The sequence below is a fragment of the Streptomyces zaehneri genome, assembly GCF_032248645.1.
In the GTDB taxonomy this organism is placed as follows: domain Bacteria; phylum Actinomycetota; class Actinomycetes; order Streptomycetales; family Streptomycetaceae; genus Streptomyces; species Streptomyces coriariae.
The window spans coordinates 45,598-67,244 of the sequence record NZ_JASTTJ010000013.1 but is presented as its reverse complement, the minus strand read 5'-3'; the positions used below and the strand labels follow the sequence as shown (position 1 = coordinate 67,244).

The following is a 21,647-nucleotide window of genomic DNA, read 5'->3' as shown; positions in this document are numbered from 1 at the left end:
ATCATCCTCCTGGAGGGGCCGGTTGTGTGGCTTCCAGGAGTTCGGCGAGTTCCACCAGGTCGGTGCCGGTGAGCCGGGGCAGGACGCAGCCGGACAGGACGCGGCAGCTGTCCCGCCAGGAGGCGGGGATCGCGGCGCCGCCGCCCAACGCGCCGGTCAGCGCGCCCGCCAGGGCCGGGGCCGAGTCCGCGACCCGGGAGAGACAGGCCGCCGCCGGTACCGCTTCGCCGATACGTCCGCCGGACGCCGTCACCAGGGCCAGGGCCACCGGGACCGTCTCCGCCGCCGCGATGCCGTAGCTGTAGACGTGGTCGACGATCTGGTGCTCCAGGAGGGGGACGAGCGCGAAGGCGCTGTCGGCGCCGCGGGCCAGTTCGAGGGCGTGCCGGGCGTTGCGGCCGATCTCGGTGTGCTCGGGGAGTTCGGCGAGCGCCGCCGCCACGCAGGCGTCGGGGTCCGCGCCGACGAGGGCCAGCGCCAGGGCCGCCGCCATCGCGCGTGCGCCGTGCACGCCGTCGCCGTCCTGCGTGTAGCGGGCGTCGAACTCGGCGAGTTCGGCGGCGAGTCGGGGGTCGCCGGGGTGGGCCACGGCCAGGACGCAGGCGCGTACGCAGGCCGCGTCGTCGAAGTAGTGGGGGTTGTCGTGGCCGGTGGCGGGCGGCCGCAGTCCTGCGGCGAGGTTGCCGAGGCCTGCGCGGACGGAGATCCGGGCGCGCAGCGGGAGGACGGCGGACTCGATCTCGGGAGCGCGGTCGGCGGCCGCCGCGACCTCGCAGGCGACGGCGTTCCAGGTGAGGTCGATGGCGGCGCGTGTCCGGCGTTCCCGGCTGAGGTCGCCGAGGGCGGCGTCGTCGCCGGCCCGCAGGACCGCCTCGGCCGCGAAGGCCGCCCACTCGGCGTCGTCGGAAGGGCCGAGGCGCAGCGGTTCGGGGGGCTGGTTGAGGGCGATGGGGACGGGGAGGGTGGTCGTCGCGTTGTGTTCGGCGAAGGTGTCGAGTTCGCGGGTGAGGCGGCGGGTCCACTCCGGCATTCGGGCGGCTCGGTGGCGGGCGGCGGGCCAGCCGGCGGCGTCGCCCGCGGCGAGGCCGAGGAGGAGGCCTTCGATGCGGGTTCCCTGCGGGCGCTCGGCGTTGCGGGATGCCTGGGCTGCGCCTTCGGCCCGGTTGTTCCCACCCGCACCACCAGTGCGGCTTCCGCTGTCGGGCGCTGGTGATCTCTGCGGGGCGCTCTCGCCGTCGGCGACCGCCGGTCCGTTCGCTCCCGCCGTAGCCGTAGCCGTAGCCGTAGCCGTAGCCGTAGCCGTAGGCGTAGCCGTAGCTGTATCCGTTGGGGTCGGGATCGCTTTCTGTGTCTGTGTCTGTGTCTGCGTCCGTGTCGCGGTGGCCGGTGTCGCTGTCGGCGCCGCTGTCGTCGTCGTTGCCGACACCGTCGACGGCACCGGCTCGGTGGGTTCGGTGGGATCGGTGGGGTCCGGGGGTGGAGTTCCCGTGGACGTGTCCTCCTGCCAGGGGCCCGGTGGCCTCACAGCCGTACCTCCGCGGTGTCGTTCGTCGTCAGGGTGAAGGCGGTCGGGTCCGGCAGGGGAATCCGGGCGAGGCCCGTCAGATTGGGCACGAGGTCGTCCATGACCATCCCCTCGCCCCACTTCCCGCCCTCGCCCGGCACGAGCAACTCGGCCACGTCCAGCACGTGGTGGCCCGCCATGGACGGCAGGCAGCTGCCCCGTGCCGGGCCGATCGCCGCCGCCCACTCCGCCGGGATCGCCGACACGCCCTGCGTCGCACCGGCCAGGGCGCCCGCCACCGCGGCCGTCGTGTCCGCGTCGCGGCCCATGTTCACCGCCGTCAGGACGGCTTCGCGGAAGTCGCCGTCGGCGGCCGCGTAGGCGCCGAAGGCGAGGGCGACGGCCTCGGGGGCGAGGTCGGTCCAGGGGTAGCCGCCGATGACGACGGCGGAGCGGACCGCCCGCTCGCCCCGGTGGGCCACCGCCACTGCCCGGCGCAGCGAACGCGCCGTCCAGGAGTCCTCGGGGACCACGGCGAGGGCGGAGGCGACCACCGAGATCGCCGGTGCTCCCGCCATCGCCGCGGCCACTCCCGCCGCGACCGCCTGGCCGCCGTAGATGCCCTCGCCGTCGTGGCTCACGGCGCCGTCGATCGCGACCAGGCGGGCCGCTTCCGCCGGACGGCCCGCGGCGAAGACGCCGAAGGGGGCGGCGCGCATCGCCAGGCCGTCGCTCCAGGCGTGCCGGTGCTGCGCCGAGATCGGCGCCGCCAGGCCTCGGCGGAGGTTCTCCAGGGTGCCGCGTTCGCTGAAGCCGGCGCCGCGGAAGGGGCCCTCGTCGAGGTCGGCGATCCACTGGTGCCAGGCCGCCTCGACGTGGGCGGGGGTGAGCGCGGAGCCGTGGCGGGCCAGCAGCAGGCCCGAGAAGATCGCGTACTCGGTGTCGTCGGTGCCGGCCGGCCGGTCGGTGACGTATCCCGTGATACGGCCCCAGCGGGCGCGGATCTCGGAGGGCTTCATGTTCTCCGCGGGGGCTCCCAGCGCGTCTCCCACGGCCAGGCCGAGCAGCGCGCCGCGGGCCCGCTCGCGCAGGCCGGCGGCGTCCCCCGGCGCCGGGACCGAGGGGATGCAGGCGGTCGATGCCATACGCGACCTCTCCTCAGGGGTTCCGCACGGGGCGCGGAGCCCTTTTGCGGATGTGTCCCACCGTCGGCGGTTGACCTCAGCCTCGGAGGCCCTCATGTCACCCGGTCGACATCTGTGCGGGTTGCCGATCGGATGAGCATTCGAGGGTAAAACCGCAGGTTAGCCCAGCCTTTCCTTCCTGGCGGGCGGGAATCTCCCGGCCTATCTTTAGCGTTGTCGAAGAGTGGAATCAGTCCAGACTTAGCTTTGCCTCAGCTTGCCTGAGGCGCTCCGAACACCCTGGGGGATCTCGTGGCCATCATCGAAACCGAAGCTGCACTGCACGAGGCGCACCGCGACAACCACACCCACCGGGATGTCAACGGTGGCTGGCTGCGCCCCGCCGTCTTCGGCGCGATGGACGGCCTGGTCTCCAACCTCGCCCTGATGACCGGTGTCGCCGGCGGTTCGGTGGGCCACCAGACCATCGTCATCACCGGACTCGCCGGGCTCGCCGCGGGCGCCTTCTCCATGGCCGCCGGCGAGTACACCTCCGTCGCCTCGCAGCGCGAGCTCGTCGAGGCCGAACTCGAGGTCGAGCGACGGGAGCTGACGAAGCACCCCCAGGACGAGGAGGCCGAACTCGCCGCGCTGTACGAGGCCCGCGGTGTCGAGCCCGAGCTGGCCCGGCAGGTCGCCCGGCAGCTGTCGCGCGATCCCGAGCAGGCCCTGGAGATCCACGCCCGCGAGGAGCTGGGCATCGACCCCTCCGATCTGCCCTCGCCGCTGATCGCCGCGGTGTCGAGCTTCGGCGCGTTCGCGCTGGGCGCGCTGCTGCCCGTACTCCCTTATCTCCTGGGCGCCGCTTCGCTCTGGCCGGCCGTGCTGCTCGCGCTGTTCGGGCTGTTCGGCTGCGGGGCCGTGGTGGCCCGGGTGACCGCGCGTACCTGGTGGTACAGCGGACTGCGGCAGCTCGCCCTCGGTGGTGCGGCGGCCGGTGTGACGTACGCCCTGGGCAGCTGGTTCGGAACGGCCGTAGGATAGTGCGGATGCTACTTATGCGTTGGGCCGCATAAGTAGCCGTTACTGACTGGTTTCGAGTACTTAACCAGCGGGCATGAGCCGTAAGCGCTGTGGGCAATGACGCCTTCGGCGTACTCGCGAGGCGAACGACGCCGCTCTCCTCGCCTGCCGGACCGGCGGACACCGATCTGATCGATCTCGTCCCGTTCGGTCCCCACATACTTCCAGCCACGTGCGCAACACCCCTGTCGTGACACCGTGGCGTCCGCATGCTGGAACGGAGTATCCGGTTCCCGAGAACCGCTCCATCATGTAACCTGCACGAAATTTTGCGTTCCGCAGAGGGCCAACGTCGTCCCTTCGCCAGCAGATATGCCACTTGAGACGACGACGGGAGAGCCGATGCGTACGCCGCGCCAGCCGTCCCAGCATTCCGGGAATGGCCAGAACTGGTCCTTCATGGATGCTCGCCCTGCTGCGCAGGGTATGTACGACCCCCGCAACGAGCACGACGCCTGTGGCGTCGGCTTCGTGGCCAACCTCACCGGCGAGGCGAGCCACACGCTGGTCGAGCAGGCGCTCACCGTTCTGCGCAACCTCGAACACCGCGGCGCCACCGGCTCCGAGCCGGACTCCGGCGACGGCGCGGGCATCCTGACCCAGGTCCCGGACGCCTTCTTCCGCGAGGTGGCCGGACTTGAGCTCCCCGAGGCCGGCGGCTACGCCGTCGGCATCGCCTTCCTCCCCGAGGACGGCATCGACGAGGTCGTCTCACAGATCGAGACGATCGCCGCCGACGAGGACCTCACCGTCCTCGGCTGGCGCGAGGTCCCGGTCGCCCCCGGGCTGCTCGGCGCCACCGCCCGCTCGACGATGCCGGCCTTCCGCCAGATCTTCGTCACGGACCACGCGAGCACGGGCGTCGACCTCGACCGCAAGGCGTTCGTGCTGCGCAAGCGCGCCGAACGCGAGGCGGGCGTCTACTTCCCGTCGCTGTCCGCGCGGACCATCGTCTACAAGGGCATGCTGACCACCGGCCAGCTCGAGCCCTTCTTCCCGGACCTGTCCGACCGCCGCTTCGCCTCGGCCGTCTCGCTCGTCCACTCGCGCTTCTCGACGAACACCTTCCCGTCGTGGCCCCTCGCGCACCCGTACCGCTTCGTCGCGCACAACGGTGAGATCAACACCGTCAAGGGCAACCGCAACTGGATGACCGCCCGCGAGTCGCAGCTGGTCTCGGACCTGTTCGGCTCCGACGGCAAGTCCATCGAGCGGATCTTCCCGGTGTGTACGCCGGACGCCTCCGACTCGGCGTCCTTCGACGAGGTGCTCGAGCTGCTCCACCTCGGTGGCCGCTCGCTGCCGCACTCCGTGCTGATGATGATCCCGGAGGCGTGGGAGAACCACGACTCCATGGACCCCGCCCGGCGCGCCTTCTACGAGTTCCACTCCACGATGATGGAGCCCTGGGACGGCCCGGCCTGTGTCACCTTCACCGACGGCACCCAGGTCGGCGCCGTGCTCGACCGCAACGGTCTGCGTCCCGGCCGCTACTGGGTCACCGACGACGGCCTCGTCGTCCTCGGCTCCGAGGTCGGCGTCCTCGACATCGACCCCGCCAAGGTCGTCCGCAAGGGCCGCCTCCAGCCCGGCCGGATGTTCCTCGTCGACACCGCCGAGCACCGCATCATCGAGGACGACGAGATCAAGGCCCAGCTCGCCGCCGAGAAGCCCTACGCCGAGTGGCTGGAGGCAGGCGAGATCGAGCTGGTCGACCTGCCCGAGCGCGAGCACATCGTGCACACCCACGCCTCGGTCACCCGCCGCCAGCAGACCTTCGGCTACACCGAGGAAGAGCTGCGCGTCATCCTCGCGCCGATGGCCAAGACCGCCGGCGAACCGCTCGGTTCCATGGGCACCGACTCGCCGATCGCCGCGCTCTCCGCGCGCCCGCGGCTGCTCTTCGACTACTTCACCCAGCTGTTCGCGCAGGTCACCAACCCGCCGCTGGACGCGATCCGCGAAGAGCTCGTGACCTCGCTGCGCTCCTCCCTCGGCCCGCAGGGCAACCTGCTCGAGCCGAGCGCCGCGTCGTGCCGGACGGTCACCCTGCCGTTCCCGGTCATCGACAACGACGAGCTGGCCAAGCTCATCCACATCAACGCCGACGGCGACATGCCCGGCTTCAAGGCCGCGACGCTCTCCGGTCTGTACCGGGTGCACGGCGGCGGTGACGCGCTGGCCGCCCGCATCGAGGAGATCTGCGCCGAGGCCGACGCGGCCATCGACAACGGCGCCCGTCTCATCGTCCTGTCGGACCGCCACTCGGACGCCGAGCACGCCCCGATCCCGTCGCTGCTGCTCACCGCGGCCGTCCACCACCACCTCATCCGCACCAAGCAGCGCACCGAGGTGGGCCTGCTGGTCGAGGCCGGTGACGTCCGCGAGGTCCACCACGTCGCGCTGCTGATCGGCTTCGGCGCCGCCGCCGTCAACCCGTACCTGGCGATGGAGTCCGTCGAGGACCTGCTGCGCGCGGGCACCTTCCTGAACGGCATGGAGCCCGAGCAGGCGATCCGCAACCTGATCTACGCGCTGGGCAAGGGCGTCCTGAAGGTCATGTCCAAGATGGGCATCTCGACCGTCGCCTCCTACCGCGGCGCCCAGGTCTTCGAGGCCGTCGGTCTCGACGACGCCTTCGTCACCAAGTACTTCAGCGGCACCGCCACCAAGATCGGCGGCGTCGGCATCGACGTCATCGCCAAGGAGGTCGCCGCCCGCCACGCCAAGGCGTACCCGGCCAGCGGCATCGCGCCGGCCCACCGCGCGCTGGAGATAGGCGGCGAGTACCAGTGGCGCCGCGAGGGCGAGCCGCACCTGTTCGACCCGGAGACGGTCTTCCGCCTCCAGCACTCGACGCGCACGGCCCGCTACGACATCTTCAAGAAGTACACGGACCGCGTGAACGAGCAGTCCGAGCGCCTCATGACGCTGCGCGGCCTCTTCGGCTTCAAGACCGGTGCCGACGGCCGTCAGCCGATCTCCATCGACGAGGTCGAGTCGGTCGACGAGATCGTCAAGCGCTTCTCCACCGGCGCCATGTCGTACGGCTCCATCTCCAAGGAGGCGCACGAAACCCTCGCCATCGCCATGAACCAGCTGGGCGGCAAGTCCAACACCGGTGAGGGCGGCGAGGACGCGGACCGGCTGTACGACCCGGCGCGCCGCTCGGCGATCAAGCAGGTCGCCTCCGGCCGCTTCGGCGTCACCTCCGAGTACCTGGTCAACGCCGACGACATCCAGATCAAGATGGCCCAGGGCGCCAAGCCCGGCGAGGGCGGCCAGCTGCCCGGCCACAAGGTCTACCCGTGGGTCGCCAAGACCCGGCACAGCACCCCCGGTGTCGGTCTGATCTCCCCGCCGCCGCACCACGACATCTACTCGATCGAGGACCTGGCCCAGCTGATCCACGACCTGAAGAACGCGAACCCGCAGGCGCGGATTCACGTGAAGCTGGTCTCCGAGGTCGGCGTCGGCACGGTCGCGGCCGGTGTGTCCAAGGCGCACGCGGACGTCGTGCTCATCTCCGGCCACGACGGCGGCACCGGCGCCTCGCCGCTCACCTCGCTCAAGCACGCGGGCGGCCCCTGGGAGCTCGGCCTCGCCGAGACCCAGCAGACGCTGCTGCTCAACGGCCTGCGCGACCGGATCGTCGTGCAGACCGACGGCCAGCTGAAGACCGGCCGCGACGTCATCATCGCCGCGCTGCTCGGCGCCGAGGAGTTCGGTTTCGCGACCGCGCCGCTCGTCGTCTCCGGCTGCGTCATGATGCGCGTCTGCCACCTGGACACCTGCCCGGTCGGCATCGCCACCCAGAACCCGGTGCTCCGCGACCGCTTCGCCGGCAAGGCGGAGTACGTGGTGAACTTCTTCAAGTTCATCGCCGAGGAGGTCCGCGAGATCCTCGCCGAGCTGGGCTTCCGCACCATCGAGGAGGCCGTCGGCCACGCCGAGGTCCTCGACGTCGAGCGCGCCGTCGACCACTGGAAGGCACAGGGCCTGAACCTGGCCCCGCTGTTCCACGTGCCCGCCCTGCCCGAGGGCGCGGCGCTGCACCAGGTCATCACGCAGGACCACGGCCTGGAGAAGGCGCTCGACAACGAGCTGATCAAGCTCGCCGCCGACGCCCTGGCCGCGGACTCCGCGACCGACGCCCAGCCGGTGCGCGCCCAGGTCTCCATCCGCAACATCAACCGCACGGTCGGCACCATGCTCGGCCACGAGGTGACGAAGAAGTTCGGTGGCGCGGGCCTGCCCGAGGACACCATCGACATCACCTTCACCGGCTCCGCCGGCCAGTCCTTCGGCGCCTTCCTCCCGCGCGGTGTCACGCTGCGCCTGGAGGGCGACGCCAACGACTACGTCGGCAAGGGTCTCTCCGGCGGCCGCGTCGTCGTCCGCCCGGACCGGGGCGCCGACCACCTCGCCGAGTACTCGACGATCGCGGGCAACACCATCGCCTACGGCGCGACCGGCGGCGAGCTGTTCCTGCGCGGCCGGACCGGTGAGCGGTTCTGTGTCCGCAACTCCGGCGCGACGGTCGTCTCCGAGGGCGTGGGCGACCACGGCTGCGAGTACATGACCGGCGGTCACGCGGTGGTCCTCGGCGAGACGGGCCGCAACTTCGCGGCCGGTATGTCGGGCGGCATCGCCTACGTGATCGACCTGAACCGCGACAACGTCAACGCCGGCAACCTCGGCGCCGTCGAGGCACTGGACGAGACCGACAAGCAGTGGCTGCACGACGTCGTGCGCCGTCACGCCGAGGAGACCGGTTCGACGGTCGCGGCCAAGCTGCTCGTCGACTGGGACGCCGCCGCGGAGCGCTTCAGCAAGATCATCCCCAGCACGTACAAGGCAGTGCTCGCCGCCAAGGACGCCGCCGAGCAGGCGGGACTCTCCGAGTCCGAGATCACCGAGAAGATGATGGAGGCGGCGACCAATGGCTGACCCGAAGGGCTTCCTGAACCACGGCCGTGAGGTCGCCAAGTCCCGTCCCGTCGACGTGCGTCTGAAGGACTGGAACGAGGTCTACGTCCCCGGTTCGCTGCTGCCGATCATCGGCAAGCAGGCCGGCCGGTGCATGGACTGCGGCATCCCGTTCTGCCACAACGGCTGTCCGCTGGGGAACCTGATCCCCGAGTGGAACGACTTCGCCTACCGCGAGGACTGGACGGCGGCCTCCGAGCGGCTGCACGCCACGAACAACTTCCCGGAGTTCACGGGCCGCCTGTGCCCCGCTCCGTGCGAGTCGGCGTGTGTGCTGGGCATCAACCAACCGGCCGTCACCATCAAGAACGTCGAGGTCTCGATCATCGACAAGGCGTGGGAGACCGGTGACGTCGCCCCGCAGGCGCCCGAGCGCCTGTCCGGCAAGACCGTCGCGGTCATCGGCTCGGGCCCGGCGGGCCTGGCCGCCGCCCAGCAGCTCACCCGGGCCGGCCACACCGTCGCCGTCTACGAGCGCGCGGACCGCATCGGAGGCCTCCTGCGGTACGGCATCCCCGAGTTCAAGATGGAGAAGCGGCACATCAACCGCCGTATCGAGCAGATGCGCGCGGAGGGCACCCGCTTCCGTACCGGGATCGAGATCGGCCGCGACCTCAAGGCGACCGACCTGAAGAAGCGCTACGACGCCATCGTCATCGCCGCCGGCGCCACGACCGCCCGTGACCTTCCGGTCCCCGGCCGTGAGCTCAAGGGCGTCTACCAGGCGATGGAGTACCTGCCGCTGGCCAACAAGGTCCAGGAGGGCGACTTCGTGGCGCCCCCGATCTCGGCCGAGGGCAAGCACGTCGTGGTCATCGGCGGTGGCGACACCGGCGCCGACTGCGTGGGCACCGCCCACCGCCAGGGCGCGGCCTCGGTCACCCAGCTGGAGATCATGCCCCGGCCGGGCGAGGAGCGGGACGCGGTCTCCCAGCCGTGGCCGACCTTCCCGATGCTGTACAAGGTCACGAGCGCGCACGAGGAGGGCGGTGAGCGGGTCTACTCCGTCTCCACCACCCACTTCGAGGGCGACGAGGACGGCAACGTCCAGTGGCTGCACCTCAGCGAGGTCGAGTTCATCGACGGCAGGCTGACCCCGAAGCCGGGCACGGAGCGCAAGATCCCCGCCCAGCTGGTCACCCTCGCCATGGGCTTCACCGGCACCGACCGTGAGAACGGCGTGGTGGAGCAGTTCGGTCTGGAGCTCGACGAGCGCGGCAACATCGCCCGCGACGCCGACTTCGGGACCAACGTCCCGGGCGTGTACGTCGCCGGCGACGCCGGCCGCGGCCAGTCGCTCATCGTGTGGGCGATCGCGGAGGGCCGCTCGGCCGCCCGCGGCGTCGACCGGTTCCTGACCGGCGCGAGCGAGCTGCCGGCCCCGATCCGCCCGACGGACCGCTCGCTGCTGGTCTGACGGCCCGGCCCCCAGGGCCACTCATACGTCCCGTACAAAGGCGTACGGAACACAGACGGCGCCTGCCCCACAGTCCCCGACCGGACGACCGGGCAGGCGCCGCCGCATGTCCGCCTTCGTCTCCTGCCTGCCAGCCAGCCTGCCAGCCAGCCTGCCAGCCAGCCAGCATGCCCGCCCGTCTGCCCGTCTGCCCGTCCGCCCGTCTGTCGGCGTACGGATCGCGCTACGGCACCTGGTACGTCTCCCCGTACACCTGCCAGCGCAGCGGCGGGCGCAGGCCGAGGTTGCCCTCGCTCAGGAAGCGGCGCTGGGCGGTGTCGACGCGCGAGGTGTCGATGCCGGGGTGCCGGGTCAGCATGGCCCGGCGGCGGGCGTCCAGGAAGGCGTCGAGGTAGTCGGTCTCCGTGCCGCCCTGCGCCGGGGTGCGGGCCTGCCGCATCGCGCTCGTTCGGATGCCGTCGAAGCTGGTAGGGCCCGCGCCGGGGCCGTGGAAGACCAGGGCGTCGTAGTAGATGAACTGGCCCAGCGCGCCCAGGCCGTCGACCCGGCCCCGGTGGACCGCCGGGCCGAAGTAGACACGGTCGCGCTCGACGTCCTGGGCGGCCCGGAAGGCGGGCGCCCTCGACTCCGTCCGCCAGGCGGCCGGGAAGCCGGGGTCCAGACCGGCGTGCGAGGCGGTGCCGTCGACCCGGCGCAGGGCGGGGAGATAACGGGCGAGGGCGTTGCCCGGGTGCTCGCGCGTGTAGCGCTCGACGAGGGTGAGCAGATCGTGGGTGCCGGTGCAGAAGCCGATCAGTCCCGCCGTGTAGCCCTGTCCGTCACCGATGTCCTCGACATAGCCGTACGCGCCGCGCCAGTCCAGGGTCCCGTTCTCGGCGCTGGCCACGATCTTCTGGGCCAGTTCCTTCTGGGTCGGGGCGGTGAGGCCCGGCCGGGTCGCCTGGACACCGGCCGTCGGCTGGACGGGCCGGGCGGGAGTGAACAGGTACACCGTCGACGCCACGGCGACGCAGACCAGGGCGGCGGCACGTTTCATGCCGCACACCCTAGAGCGGGAATGTCGTGTTGCTTGTCATTCCATCCTTTTTGGTCGGCGAACGAACAAAAGGGCGAGGGCCGGTGGTTGTGGGAGGCTGTGCGCCATGGTCGCGATCAGTCTCACCAAGGTCCAGGAGACGGCACCGGCGCTGGTCAACCTCTACAAGAGCGCCGGAGTCTCCCTCACCAAGCACGGTCTCGACGGCCAGCGGGCCGCCGTCTACCTCGTCGTCGACTACTCGGGGTCGATGAAGCCGTACTACCAGGACGGCAGCGTGCAGGCGCTGGCGGACCGGGTGTTGGGCCTGTCCGCGCACCTCGACGACGACGGCCGGGTGCCGGCCGTCTTCTTCTCCACCGACGTCGACGCGGTCACCGAGATCGCCCTCGCCGACCATCAGGGGCGGGTGGACCGGATCGTGGCCGGGCTCGGGCACATGGGCAAGACCAGTTACCACCTCGCCATGGACGCCGTCATCGACCACTACCTCGACAGCGGGTCGAAGGACCCCGCGCTCGTCGTCTTCCAGACCGACGGCGGCCCGATCAACAAGCTCGCCGCCGAGCGTTATCTGTGCAAGGCCTCGAAGCTGCCCCTGTTCTGGCAGTTCATCGGCTTCGGCGACCGGGGCAGCAAGCAGTTCGACTTCCTGCGCAAGCTCGACGAACTGCCCGTACCGGCGAAGCGGGCGGTCGACAACGCCGGTTTCTTCCATGCCGGTTCGGATCCGCGCAAGGTGTCGGACGCGGAGCTGTACGACCGGCTGGTCGGGGAGTTCCCGGCGTGGCTGGGGGCGGCTCGGGCGCAGGGGATCATCCGGTGACGGTCCTGCTGCCCGCCGCCGGGCGTGCGGCCACGGCCTGGAAGAACGGCGGCGGGGTGACCCGTGGGATCGCCTGCTTCCCCGCGGGCGCGGGCATGGCCGACTTCACCTGGCGGGTCAGCCTCGCCGAGGTCGCAGCGGACGGCCCCTTCTCCGTGTTCCCCGAGGTGGAACGGACGTTGACACTGGTCCAGGGCGCGGGCATGGACCTGACCGTGGGCGGGCGGCGACGGCTCGTCGACGCACGGTACGTGCCCCAGGACCTCCCCGGCGACGAGCCCACCGACTGCCGGCTGCTGGACGGGCCCGTCGTCAACCTCAACGTGATGTGGCGCAGGGGCGCCCCGGCCCCGACCGTCGCGGTCGTGCGCGGCCGGCTCGGCCTGCGGGCGGCGCACGCCCTGGTCGTCGCCCTCGGTGAAAGCGGGTCCGCCGACGTCGACGGGGTGCGGCTCGCCCGCCATGACGCCCTCCTGCTGGCCGGGGAGGACGCGACCGTGCACGCGCACGGCCCGACGGCGGTGGTCGGCCTCACCCCGTGACGCCGGCACGTGCGGCCCCCCGCCGGCCGCTCGGACCGCCGCCGTCGGGTGCGGGCCGTCCGCCGGGCGTTCGCGCACAGGGCTGCCCGCCTGCCCGCCCGGGTGCGGGTCCGGTCAGGTCTTCGGTGGCCAGTTGCGCAGCAGGGCGTCCAGGGCGTCCAGGATCCGGGTCCAGGTCTCCTGGGTGTCGGGGGCGCTGTGACTGAAGCCGCCGCCGAGCTCCAGGCTGACGTAGCCGTGGAAGACGCTGCCCAGGAGCCGGACGGCATGGGTCTGGTCCGGCTCGGTGAGGTCGTAGCCGCGCAGGATCGCCCGGGTCATGCGGGCGTGCCGCGGTCCGGCGCTCGCGGCCGCCGTCTCGGGGTCGAGTCGCAGCTGGGCCGCTGCGTAGCGGCCGGGATGTTCGCGGGCGTAGTCGCGGTAGACGTCGGCCAGGGCGGTCAGGGCGTCCTTGCCGGCCCGTCCGGCCAGCGCGAGGTCGCCCCGGTCGGCGAGTTCCTCCAGGGCGAGCAGGGCGATCCGGGTGCTGAGGTCGTCGGAGTTCTTCACGTGCGAGTACAGGCTCGCGACCTTGACGTCGAAGCGCCGGGCGAGCGCCGAGACGGTCACCTGGTCGAAGCCGACCTCGTCGGCCAGCTCCGCGCCCGCCCGGACCAGACGATCCGTGCTCAGCCCCACACGCCCCATGCCCATCCTCCTGCGTCTCGCCCCGTACCTCCCCGCCGATAGCTATTATGCGTTTGCCTAAAACCTTTAGGCAAATTAGCCTGCGCCATATGAAGCCGCTCACCGAGCAAGAGATCCGTGCCGCGTTCGTCAACTGCACCAAGGGCGAGGCCAAGCGCCTGGCCGTCCCCCGCGACCTGGCCGACCGGCCCTGGGAGGACCTGGACTACCTCGGCTGGCGGGACCCCCAGGCTCCCGACCGGGCCTACCTCGCCGTGGAACTGGACGGCCGGCCGAAGGCCCTCGCGCTGCGCTCCTCCAGCTCGGGCTCGTGGCAGGCGCGGCGCAGCATGTGCACGATGTGCCTGACCACCCACTCCGGCGGTGTCTCACTGATGGTCGCGCCGAAGGCGGGCGGAGCCGGCCAGCAGGGCAACTCGGTGGGGGCCTACATCTGCAGCGACCTCGCCTGCTCGCTGTATGTGCGGGGCAAGCGGGACGCGGGCGTCGGGGCCCGGCTGCCCGAGACGATCACGCTGGAGGAGAAGATCGGGCGGACCGTGGCGAACCTCGCCGCGTTCGTCGCCAAGGTGACCGGATGAGGCTGGGCCGTGTCCGCCTCCCCGCCTGGCTCGCGGCGCCCGGCTCGCACTCCCTCGCAGGGACCCCCGGCCACGTCGTCGGGATCTCGCACGTACGGGCGGTACGGGCGGTACGGGCGGTGCGAGCGGTACGTGCGCGATGCTCGGCTTCGCGATCGCACGCCCCGGACGCCGCGAGCCCTGCCCTGCGGGCGGACGGCGCTACTTCGCGGACGTGACCCGGGCGCGGCCGCGCAGGACCTCCGCCCGGCAGTCGTCCGGGGTGCCCCAGGCCGTGCGCAGGGCGCGGGCCTTGGTGAGCCAGAGCGACAGGTCGTACTCCGCCGTGTAGCCGATCGCGCCGTGCAGCTGGAGTGCGGTGCGCGCGGTCGTGTACGCCGCCTCGCAGGCGCTCACCTTCGCGGCGGCGACATCCGCCGGGTTCATCGTCGCGGCGGCGCCCAGGACCAGGGGGCGGGCGAACTCCAACGCGATCTTCGCATCCGCCAGCCGGTGCTTGACCGCCTGGAACGAGCCGACGGGGACGCCGAACTGCACGCGCTGCCCGACATACGCCACGGTCCGCTCCAGCAGCGCCAGACCCACCCCGAGAGCCTGCGCGGCGGTGGCGAGACGGGCCCAGCGCAGGGCACGGTCCACGGGCGGGTCCGGGGTGAGGAGTTCGCCGCCCGGCAGCAGTCGGGTGAGGCGACGGGCGGGATCGAGGGAGGCGCGCACCGGACCGTGCCCGGGAGCCAGCCGGAGGCCGTCGGCGGCCGACGCCAGCCGTAGGGTCGCCGCGTCACCGTCCACGGCGTACGAACCCTCGGGCGCCAGCGTGGCCACCGACCCGCCCGCGGCCAGAGCGGGGAGGAACCGCTCGGCGGGGCCCGGATCGCGCAACAGGGCCGCCGCGGCGACCGTCTCCACCAGCGGGCCCGGCACCGCGTGCCGCCCCAGTTCCACGAAGGCGACGGCCACCTCCACCGGCCGCGGCCCCAGCCCCTCGTACGCCTCCGGGACCGCCAGGGCGAACACGCCCGCCTCGGCGATCCGCGACCACAGGGCGAGGCCGCTCGCCCGCTCGCCCCGGCTCCAGTCGCGGATCACGGCCGGGGTGTCGGCCGCTCTCAGCATCGCGTCCAGCGAAGCGGCGAACGCCCGCTGTTCGCCGTCCAGCAGGAAACTCATCGCCGGCTGAGCCGGCCTGGGCGAAGTCATCGACGGCGTCCCCTCGGCAGGCCGAGCAGCCGCTCGGCGACGATGTCGCGCTGGATCTCGTTCGTGCCCGCGTAGATCGGGCCGGCCAGGGAGAAGACATAGCCCTCCGACCACTCGGTGTCGGCCGCCTCCCCTTCCGCGTCCTGCGCGCCGAGCAGGTCCAGCGCCGTCTCGTGCAGCGCGATGTCGTACTGCGACCAGAAGACCTTGTTCAGGCTCGACTCCGGGCCGAGCCGCTCCCCGGCGAGGAAGCGGGAGGCGGCCGCGTAGGTGAACAGCTGGTAGGCGCGGGCGCCGATCAGCGCGTCGGCGACCCGGGCCGCGCCGGCCTGCGGGCTGCCCCGGTCCACCCAGAGGGCGTGCAGGCGGTCGGCGGAGGCGAGGAAGCGCCCGGGGGAACGCAGGGTGAGCCCGCGTTCGTTGGCCGCCGTCGACATCGCGATCCGCCAGCCCTGGCCCGGCTCCCCGATCACGTCCTCGTCCGGCACGAACACCTCGTCCAGGAACAGTTCGGCGAACGCCGGCTTCCCGTCCAGGCGGCCGATGGGGCGGACGGTGACCCCGGGGGCCCGCAGGCCGAACATGACGTAGGTGAGCCCCAGATGGGGTTTCGGGGCGTCGGGGTCGGTGCGGAACAGGCCGAAGGCGCGGTCGGCGAAGGCCGCGCGCGAGGACCAGGTCTTACTGCCGCTCAGCCGCCAGCCGCCGGCCACGCGGACCGCCCTGGCGCGCAGCGCGGCCAGGTCCGAGCCGGCCTCGGGCTCCGACCAGGCCTGCGCCCAGACGACCTCGCCGGTGGCCATCGGGGGCAGGACCCGGGCCCGCTGTTCCTCGGTGCCGTGGTCGAGCAGGGTGGGGGCGAGGAGGCTCACGCCGTTCTGGTTGACGCGGCCCGGGGCGCCCGCCGCGTAGTACTCCTCCTCGAAGACCAGCCAGCGCATCAGCCCGCAGTCCCGCCCGCCGTAGCGGGTCGGCCAGTTGACCACCGACCAGCCGCCCCCGGCCAGTTCGGCCTCCCACGCGCGGTGTGCCGCGAAGCCCTCGGCGGTCTCCAGGGAGGGCAACGGCTCGGACGGCACCCGCGCGCGCAACCAGGCCCGCGCCTCGGCGCGGAACGCCTCGTCGGCGGGGGAGTGTGCGAGGTCCACCGGTCCCTCCTCGTGTGTGCGACCAACGGGTGCGTCCGTGCGTCCGTGCGTCCTTGACGTATGCCTTCGCGTGCGTGCTTCGCACGCCTTCGTTCTTCCCTAACAAGTGTTTGGTAGGTTAGCGTGCCGTCATGAAGAACGTCGAGGGTCCGCCGTACGTTCCCGGACACGCGCTGCTCGACGGCCGCAGCGCCGTGATCACCGCGGCGGCCGGCGCCGGCATCGGCGGAGCGACCGCGCGCCGCTTCCTGGAGGAGGGCGCGCGCGTGCTGATCAGCGACGCCCACGCGAGGCGGCTCAAGGCGTACCAGGCCGAACTGGCCGCGGAGTTCGGCGGGGCGTCGGTGGCCGCCCTGCCGTGCGACGTCACCGACGACGGCCAGGTGCGGGCCCTGTTCGACACCGCCGTGCGCGAACACGGGCGGCTGGACGTCGTCGTCAACAACGCGGGCCTCGGCGGGACCTCCGAACTCGCCGACATGACCGACGAGCAGTGGTCACGCGTCCTGGACGTCACCCTCAACGGAACCTTCCGGTGCACCCGGGCCGCCCTGCGGCTGATGCGGGAGACCGGCGGGGGAGTCGTCGTCAACAACGCCTCCGTCGTCGGCTGGCGCGCCCAGGCCGGACAGGCGCACTACGCCGCCGCGAAGGCGGGCGTGATGGCGCTGACCCGCTGCGCGGCGATCGAGGCGGCCGGGTACGGCGTACGGGTCAACGCCGTCTCGCCGAGCCTCGCCATGCACCCGCACCTGGTGAAGGTGACCTCGGCCGAACTGCTGGAGGAGCTCACCGCGCGGGAGGCCTTCGGGCGGTACGCCGAACCCTGGGAGGTGGCCAACGTGATCGTGTTCCTGGCGTCGGACTACTCCTCGTACATGACGGGCGAGGTCGTCTCCGTCAGCGGCCAGCACCCCTGACGGCCGGAGCAGACGACAATGTGTTCGTGCCGACCAAGAAGAAGCCCCAGGTGACCGCGGCGCCCGCGCGTCGCCGTGAACTCCTCGACACCGCCGCCGAGGTCTTCGCCGAACAGGGCTACAACGCCACCACCGTCCGGAAGATCGCCGACCACGCGGGCATGCTCGCGGGCAGCCTCTACTACCACTTCGACTCCAAGGAATCGATGCTGGAGGAGATCCTGCGGACCTTCCTCGACGAGCTCTGGGACGGCTACGACACCGTCCTGGGCGCCGAGCTCGGACCCCGGGAGACTCTCGCGGCCCTGGTCACCGAGTCCTTCCGGGAGATCGACCGGCACCGCGCCGCCGTCGCGATCTACCAGAAGGAGAGCAAACAGCTCGTGGCGCAGGAACGGTTCGCGTTCCTCGCCGAGTCGCAGCTCCGGTTCGAGAAGGCGTGGCTGTCCACGCTGGAGCGCGGCGTCACGGACCGGGTCTTCCGCACCGACCTCGACATCCGCCTCGCCTACCGGTTCGTCCGCGACACCGTGTGGGTCGCCGCGTCCTGGTACCGGCCCGGCGGACAGCACAGCCCGGAAGAGATCGCCCGGCAGTACCTGTCGATGGTGCTGGACGGGATCGCCGTACGTGCACAGCCCGTTCCTGTGAGGGAGTTGCCATGGCCGAGGCCTACATCGTCGAAGCGGTCCGTACGCCCGTCGGGCGGCGCGGAGGAGGACTGAGCACGGTCCATCCGGCCGACCTGGGCGCGCATGTGCTGGGGGAACTCGTCGCGCGGACCGGGGTCGACCCGGCCGCCGTCGAGGACGTCGTCTTCGGCTGCCTGGACACGGTCGGGCCGCAGGCCGGGGACATCGCACGGACCTGCTGGCTGGCCGCCGGACTGCCCGAGGAGGTGCCGGGCGTGACCGTGGACCGGCAGTGCGGCTCCTCGCAGCAGGCCGTGCACTTCGCCGCGCAGGGCGTGCTGTCCGGGACCCAGGACCTGGTGGTCGCGGGCGGCGTGCAGAACATGTCGCAGATCCCGATCGCCTACGCCACCCGGCAGGCCGCCGAGCCCCTCGGCTTCACCCAGGGCCCCTTCGCGGGCAGCGAGGGCTGGCGCGCGCGGTACGGCGACCGGCCGGTGAACCAGTTCGCCGGCGCCGAGATGATCGCCGCGAAGTGGGGCATCAGCCGCCAGGACCAGGAGGAGTTCGCCCTGCGCTCGCACCGGCGGGCGGTGCGGGCGATCGACGAGGGCCGCTTCGCCCGCGAGACCGTCGCCCTCGGGGAGGTCACCGCCGACGAGGGGCCGCGCCGGGACACATCCCTGGAGAGGATGGCCGCGCTGAAGCCCGTCATCGACGGCGGGACCGTCACCGCCGCCTGTTCCTCGCAGGTCTCCGACGGCGCGGCGGCCCTGCTGCTGGCCTCGCAGCGGGCGGTGCGCGAGCACGGCCTGACGCCCCGCGCGCGCGTGCACCATCTCTCCGTCCGCGGCGAGGACCCGATCCGCATGCTGACGGCTCCGATCCCGGCCACCGCGCACGCCCTGAAGAAGACCGGGCTGTCGATCCACGACATCGACCTCGTCGAGATCAACGAGGCGTTCGCGCCCGTCGTCCTGGCGTGGCTGAAGGAGACCGGCGCGGACCCGGAGAGGGTCAACGTCAACGGCGGCGCGATCGCCCTGGGCCACCCGCTCGGCGCGAGCGGCGCCAAGCTGATGACCACCCTCCTGCACGAACTGGAACGCACCGGCGGCCGGTTCGGCCTGCAGACCATGTGCGAGGGCGGCGGCCAGGCCAACGTGACGATCATCGAGCGCCTGTGACGACAGCGACGGCGACGGTCGTCGGGTGGTGGTGACCGCCACGATGGTGACGGTCATCGGGCCGCTGTGACCGCCACGAAGGCGACGGTCCACGGGGCCGCTGTGCCGGCCACACCGGTGACGGTCAGCGAGCGGCTCCGAGCCGGTCCAGGGAGGCGAGGGTCTCCTCCGCCTCCCGCATGATCCGGGCCACCAGCTCCGCGCACGACGGCAGGTCGTCGATCACCCCGGCGACCTGCCCGGAGGCCATCACCCCCGCGTCCGTACGCCCCTCCACCATCGCGGACCTGAGCATCATCGGGGTGTTCGCGGCGAGCAGCACCTGACTCCAGGCGAGGTCCTTGCCGTGGCGCAGCGCCAGGCCGTCGCGGACCATCTCCCGCCAGGTGAGGCCGGACAGCCTGCGGAAGCCGGCCGCGTGCCGCACCGCACGCATCAGGGCCCCGGCCCGGCCCGCGTCCTCCAGGGCGTCGACCAGAGCGGTGCGCAGCATGCGGTGCGGCAGGCCGTCCACCGCCCGGGTGACGGTGACGTCCCGGACCGTGGCCGCCAGGTACCGCGCCTTCACCGCGTCCGGGACCGGCGAGTCCGAGGTGAGCAGGAACCGGGTGCCCATCGCGACCCCGGCCGCCCCGTACGCCAGCGCCGCCACCAGCCCCCGCCCGTCGAAGAAGCCGCCCGCCGCCACGACCGGGATGTCCACGGCGTCCACCACCTGCGGCAGCAGTACCGTCGTCGCCACGTCCCCGGTGTGTCCGCCGCCCTCCCCGCCCTGCACGATCACCGCGTCCGCACCCCACGCGGCGACCTTCTCGGCATGCCGGCGGGCCCCGATGGACGGGATGACGACGACGCCGCCCTCCTTGAGCTCGGCGATCAGCTCCGGGGAGGGCGCGAGCGCGAAGGACGCGACCCGCACGCCCTCGTCGAGGATGATCCGCACCCGGTCGCCGGCGTCCGCCGCGTCGGCCCGCAGATTGACCCCGAACGGCGCCGCCGTCCGCGACCGCACCTCGCGCACCGCCGCCCGCAACCGGTCCACCGTCATGGTCGCGGAGGCCAGGATGCCCAGCGCCCCCGCGTCCGCCGCCGCCGACACCAGGCGCGGGCCCGCCACCCATCCCATCCCGGTCTGCACGACCGGGTGACGGACCCCGACCAGCCGGGTCAGTGCCGTTTCCATCAGCCGGCGACCTCCCGGGCCCGGGTGTTCCCCGGATCGATCACCTCGCGGATCAGACGCAGTTCGCCCGCCGTCGGTTCACGGGTGTGCGGCACCTCGTCCGGGACCACGAGGTCGAACCCCGTCGCCTCCCGGACCTGCTCGACACTCACCCCGGGATGCAGCGAGGCCAGCCGCATCGACCGGTCGGGGGTGGCGAAGTCGAACACCCCGAGGTCGGAGACGACCCGCGGGATGCGGTGGTGGGGTGCGCCGGCCGCACGGTCGTACCCGACCCCGCACACCATGTCGACCCGCCCGACGAACACCCGTCGGGAGTGCCTCGGTACCCAGTAACTCGTCGGGTTGTTCAGCGTGTTGACCGGCGCGCCGCGCACCCCGAGCAACTGCCGCGTGGGCTTGGCCCAGTCGCCGATGCACGCGATGTTCTGGTTGCCGTACCGGTCGATCTGGCTCGCGCCCATCATCACGTGCCGCCGGCCCCCGGTGACCAGCGCCAGGTGCTGCCGGTACGGCAGCCAGCCCTCGACGGCGCCGTCGAGACCGACGAGCAGCGCCTCCCCGTCGGTCAGCAGCAGGTCCGGCGCGAAGGTGTGCCGGGCGAGGCGGGCGCCGACCGAGGGGATCAGGCCCATGGGGCTGGCCAGGATCTCGCCCGCGCCGCGCCACGCCTCCGCGCAGGCGATCACGCAGTACTCGGCGCGCGTCACCTCGCTCACGCCCCCGCTCATGACTCCTCCCCGACGGCCGACCGGTACGCCTGCTCGTCCCCGGCGAGGAACCGCGCCGCGAACTCGGGCCAGGGCGTCGTCGCGTACCGCTTCTGGAACGCCTCGTCCCGGCCGTAGTCGGGGGCGCAGGACGTGAAGTGCGCCCCGTTCGGGGCCTCGATCACCCCGGTCACCGTGTGCCGCTTGACCAGCAGCGTCTGCGGCGCCGCCGCCTTGGTCAACTCGGCGGTGTCGACGACCCGTTCGCAGCTGACGTACGCCGCGTCCGCCGCCTCGCAGAACAGGTCGTCGAAGTACGGGTCCGGGCCCAGGTACTGCCCGTTGCCCAGCGGGTCGGCCCGGTTGACGTGCACCAGGGCGGCGTCCAGCCGCAGGGCCGGCATGGCCACGAACGTCTCCTGGTCCTCGTACGGCGAAGTCACCGTCCGCAGGCCGGGGTTGACCCGCATCACGTCCGAACCGAGCCCCGCCCGCACGGGCAGGAAGGGCAACCGGTTCGCGGCCGCGTGCAGACCCCACATGAACATCGCCTCGTCGACCTCCGTCAGTTCGAAGGCCCCGCGCTCGCGGGCCGCGCGGTAGTGCGGCTCCAGGGGGATCGAGTCGAGGGTGACGAAGGCGGTGACCAGCTTCCGGATCCGGCCGGCCGCGGCGAGCATCCCGACGTCCGGGCCGCCGTACGACACGATCGTGAGATCGGTGACCTCCGACCGGAGCAGCGCCCTGACCAGCGCCATCGGCTTGCGGCGGGAGCCCCAGCCGCCGATGCCGAGGGTCATGCCGCTGCGCAGCCGGGCCACCGCCTCGTCCGCGGACAGCAACTTGTCGGTCCTGCCGGTCCCGCCGGCCCGGTCGGT

General features: G+C 72.3%; 18 protein-coding genes. 9 read left to right on the top strand and 9 right to left on the bottom strand.

Going from position 1 to position 21,647, the window contains the following annotated elements; all coding sequences use genetic code 11:
- Position 1: 1 nt before the first annotated feature.
- Together QQM72_RS22015 and QQM72_RS22010 are read right to left on the bottom strand one after the other, a co-directional pair.
- Entirely contained in the window at positions 2-1,525 is a 1,524-nt protein-coding gene (locus tag QQM72_RS22015; protein WP_399078148.1) for an ADP-ribosylglycohydrolase family protein, read from the bottom strand.
- Positions 1,522-2,649 (bottom strand): ADP-ribosylglycohydrolase family protein, encoded by a 1,128-nt coding sequence (locus tag QQM72_RS22010; RefSeq protein ID WP_314222580.1) that lies wholly within the window; start codon positions 2,647-2,649, stop codon positions 1,522-1,524. The genes QQM72_RS22015 and QQM72_RS22010 overlap by 4 nt, the downstream gene beginning before the upstream one ends.
- 291 nt (positions 2,650-2,940) lie before the next feature.
- Between QQM72_RS22010 and QQM72_RS22005 the strand changes: the two genes are divergently transcribed.
- The 3 genes from QQM72_RS22005 to QQM72_RS21995 all read left to right on the top strand — a co-directional run bounded on the left by QQM72_RS22005 (position 2,941) and on the right by QQM72_RS21995 (position 10,117).
- Positions 2,941-3,672: a VIT1/CCC1 transporter family protein gene (locus QQM72_RS22005; RefSeq protein ID WP_314222579.1), complete on the top strand. Its 732-nt coding sequence runs from the start codon at positions 2,941-2,943 to the stop codon at positions 3,670-3,672.
- A 381-nt stretch (positions 3,673-4,053) separates the two neighbouring features.
- Positions 4,054-8,661, top strand: a complete 4,608-nt coding sequence (gene gltB, locus QQM72_RS22000) for a glutamate synthase large subunit (RefSeq protein WP_314222578.1) — start codon at positions 4,054-4,056, stop codon at positions 8,659-8,661.
- Complete coding sequence (locus QQM72_RS21995; RefSeq protein ID WP_314222577.1) at positions 8,654-10,117, top strand: glutamate synthase subunit beta; 1,464 nt, start codon at positions 8,654-8,656, stop codon at positions 10,115-10,117. Before gltB ends, QQM72_RS21995 begins: the two co-directional genes overlap by 8 nt.
- A 223-nt stretch (positions 10,118-10,340) precedes the next feature.
- On the opposite strand, the gene QQM72_RS21990 is transcribed toward QQM72_RS21995, so the two are convergent.
- Positions 10,341-11,153: a chitosanase gene (locus QQM72_RS21990; protein ID WP_314222576.1), complete on the bottom strand. Its 813-nt coding sequence runs from the start codon at positions 11,151-11,153 to the stop codon at positions 10,341-10,343.
- A 106-nt stretch (positions 11,154-11,259) separates the two neighbouring features.
- Here QQM72_RS21990 and QQM72_RS21985 point away from each other — a divergent pair, with 106 nt between their 5' ends.
- Complete coding sequence (locus QQM72_RS21985) at positions 11,260-11,979, top strand: vWA domain-containing protein (RefSeq protein WP_314222575.1); 720 nt, start codon at positions 11,260-11,262, stop codon at positions 11,977-11,979.
- A complete protein-coding gene (locus QQM72_RS21980) occupies positions 11,976-12,521 on the top strand; it encodes a HutD/Ves family protein (RefSeq protein WP_314222574.1) in 546 nt (181 codons plus the stop codon). Before QQM72_RS21985 ends, QQM72_RS21980 begins: the two co-directional genes overlap by 4 nt.
- Positions 12,522-12,635: 114 nt before the next feature.
- On the opposite strand, the gene QQM72_RS21975 is transcribed toward QQM72_RS21980, so the two are convergent.
- Positions 12,636-13,208 (bottom strand): TetR/AcrR family transcriptional regulator, encoded by a 573-nt coding sequence (locus QQM72_RS21975; RefSeq protein ID WP_314222573.1) that lies wholly within the window; start codon positions 13,206-13,208, stop codon positions 12,636-12,638.
- A gap of 89 nt (positions 13,209-13,297) precedes the next feature.
- Here QQM72_RS21975 and QQM72_RS21970 point away from each other — a divergent pair, with 89 nt between their 5' ends.
- The gene (locus tag QQM72_RS21970) at positions 13,298-13,789 is read left to right on the top strand and encodes an FBP domain-containing protein (protein WP_314222572.1); all 492 of its coding nucleotides are present in this window, start codon (positions 13,298-13,300) and stop codon (positions 13,787-13,789) included.
- 201 nt (positions 13,790-13,990) lie between these two features.
- Here the strand turns inward: QQM72_RS21970 and QQM72_RS21965 are convergent, their stop codons facing one another.
- The gene (locus tag QQM72_RS21965; RefSeq protein WP_314222711.1) at positions 13,991-14,959 is read right to left on the bottom strand and encodes an acyl-CoA dehydrogenase family protein; all 969 of its coding nucleotides are present in this window, start codon (positions 14,957-14,959) and stop codon (positions 13,991-13,993) included.
- A 26-nt stretch (positions 14,960-14,985) separates the two neighbouring features.
- Positions 14,986-16,137: an acyl-CoA dehydrogenase family protein gene (locus QQM72_RS21960; protein WP_314222571.1), complete on the bottom strand. Its 1,152-nt coding sequence runs from the start codon at positions 16,135-16,137 to the stop codon at positions 14,986-14,988.
- Positions 16,138-16,268: 131 nt separating this feature from the next.
- On the opposite strand from QQM72_RS21960, the gene QQM72_RS21955 reads away from it, so the two are divergent.
- Genes QQM72_RS21955 through QQM72_RS21945 form a run of 3 tightly spaced genes read left to right on the top strand, consistent with a single transcriptional unit; the run spans position 16,269 to position 18,876 of the window.
- Positions 16,269-17,057, top strand: coding sequence for an SDR family oxidoreductase (locus QQM72_RS21955; RefSeq protein ID WP_314222570.1), 789 nt, complete (start codon positions 16,269-16,271; stop codon positions 17,055-17,057).
- Between the two features lie 26 nt (positions 17,058-17,083).
- Positions 17,084-17,782 carry a TetR/AcrR family transcriptional regulator gene (locus tag QQM72_RS21950; RefSeq protein WP_314222569.1) on the top strand — a complete coding sequence of 233 codons (699 nt, stop codon included), beginning with the start codon at positions 17,084-17,086 and terminating at the stop codon, positions 17,780-17,782.
- Positions 17,719-18,876, top strand: coding sequence for an acetyl-CoA C-acetyltransferase (locus tag QQM72_RS21945; protein WP_314222568.1), 1,158 nt, complete (start codon positions 17,719-17,721; stop codon positions 18,874-18,876). Before QQM72_RS21950 ends, QQM72_RS21945 begins: the two co-directional genes overlap by 64 nt.
- A gap of 124 nt (positions 18,877-19,000) precedes the next feature.
- Here the strand turns inward: QQM72_RS21945 and QQM72_RS21940 are convergent, their stop codons facing one another.
- The 3 genes from QQM72_RS21940 to QQM72_RS21930 are packed head-to-tail and all read right to left on the bottom strand — an operon-like array spanning position 19,001 to position 21,611.
- Positions 19,001-20,059, bottom strand: coding sequence for an NAD(P)H-dependent flavin oxidoreductase (locus QQM72_RS21940; RefSeq protein WP_314222567.1), 1,059 nt, complete (start codon positions 20,057-20,059; stop codon positions 19,001-19,003).
- A complete protein-coding gene (locus QQM72_RS21935) occupies positions 20,059-20,790 on the bottom strand; it encodes a CoA-transferase subunit beta (RefSeq protein WP_314222566.1) in 732 nt (243 codons plus the stop codon). The genes QQM72_RS21940 and QQM72_RS21935 overlap by 1 nt, the downstream gene beginning before the upstream one ends.
- Positions 20,787-21,611, bottom strand: coding sequence for a CoA transferase subunit A (locus tag QQM72_RS21930; RefSeq protein WP_314222710.1), 825 nt, complete (start codon positions 21,609-21,611; stop codon positions 20,787-20,789). Before QQM72_RS21930 ends, QQM72_RS21935 begins: the two co-directional genes overlap by 4 nt.
- Between the last annotated feature and the right edge of the window lie 36 nt (positions 21,612-21,647).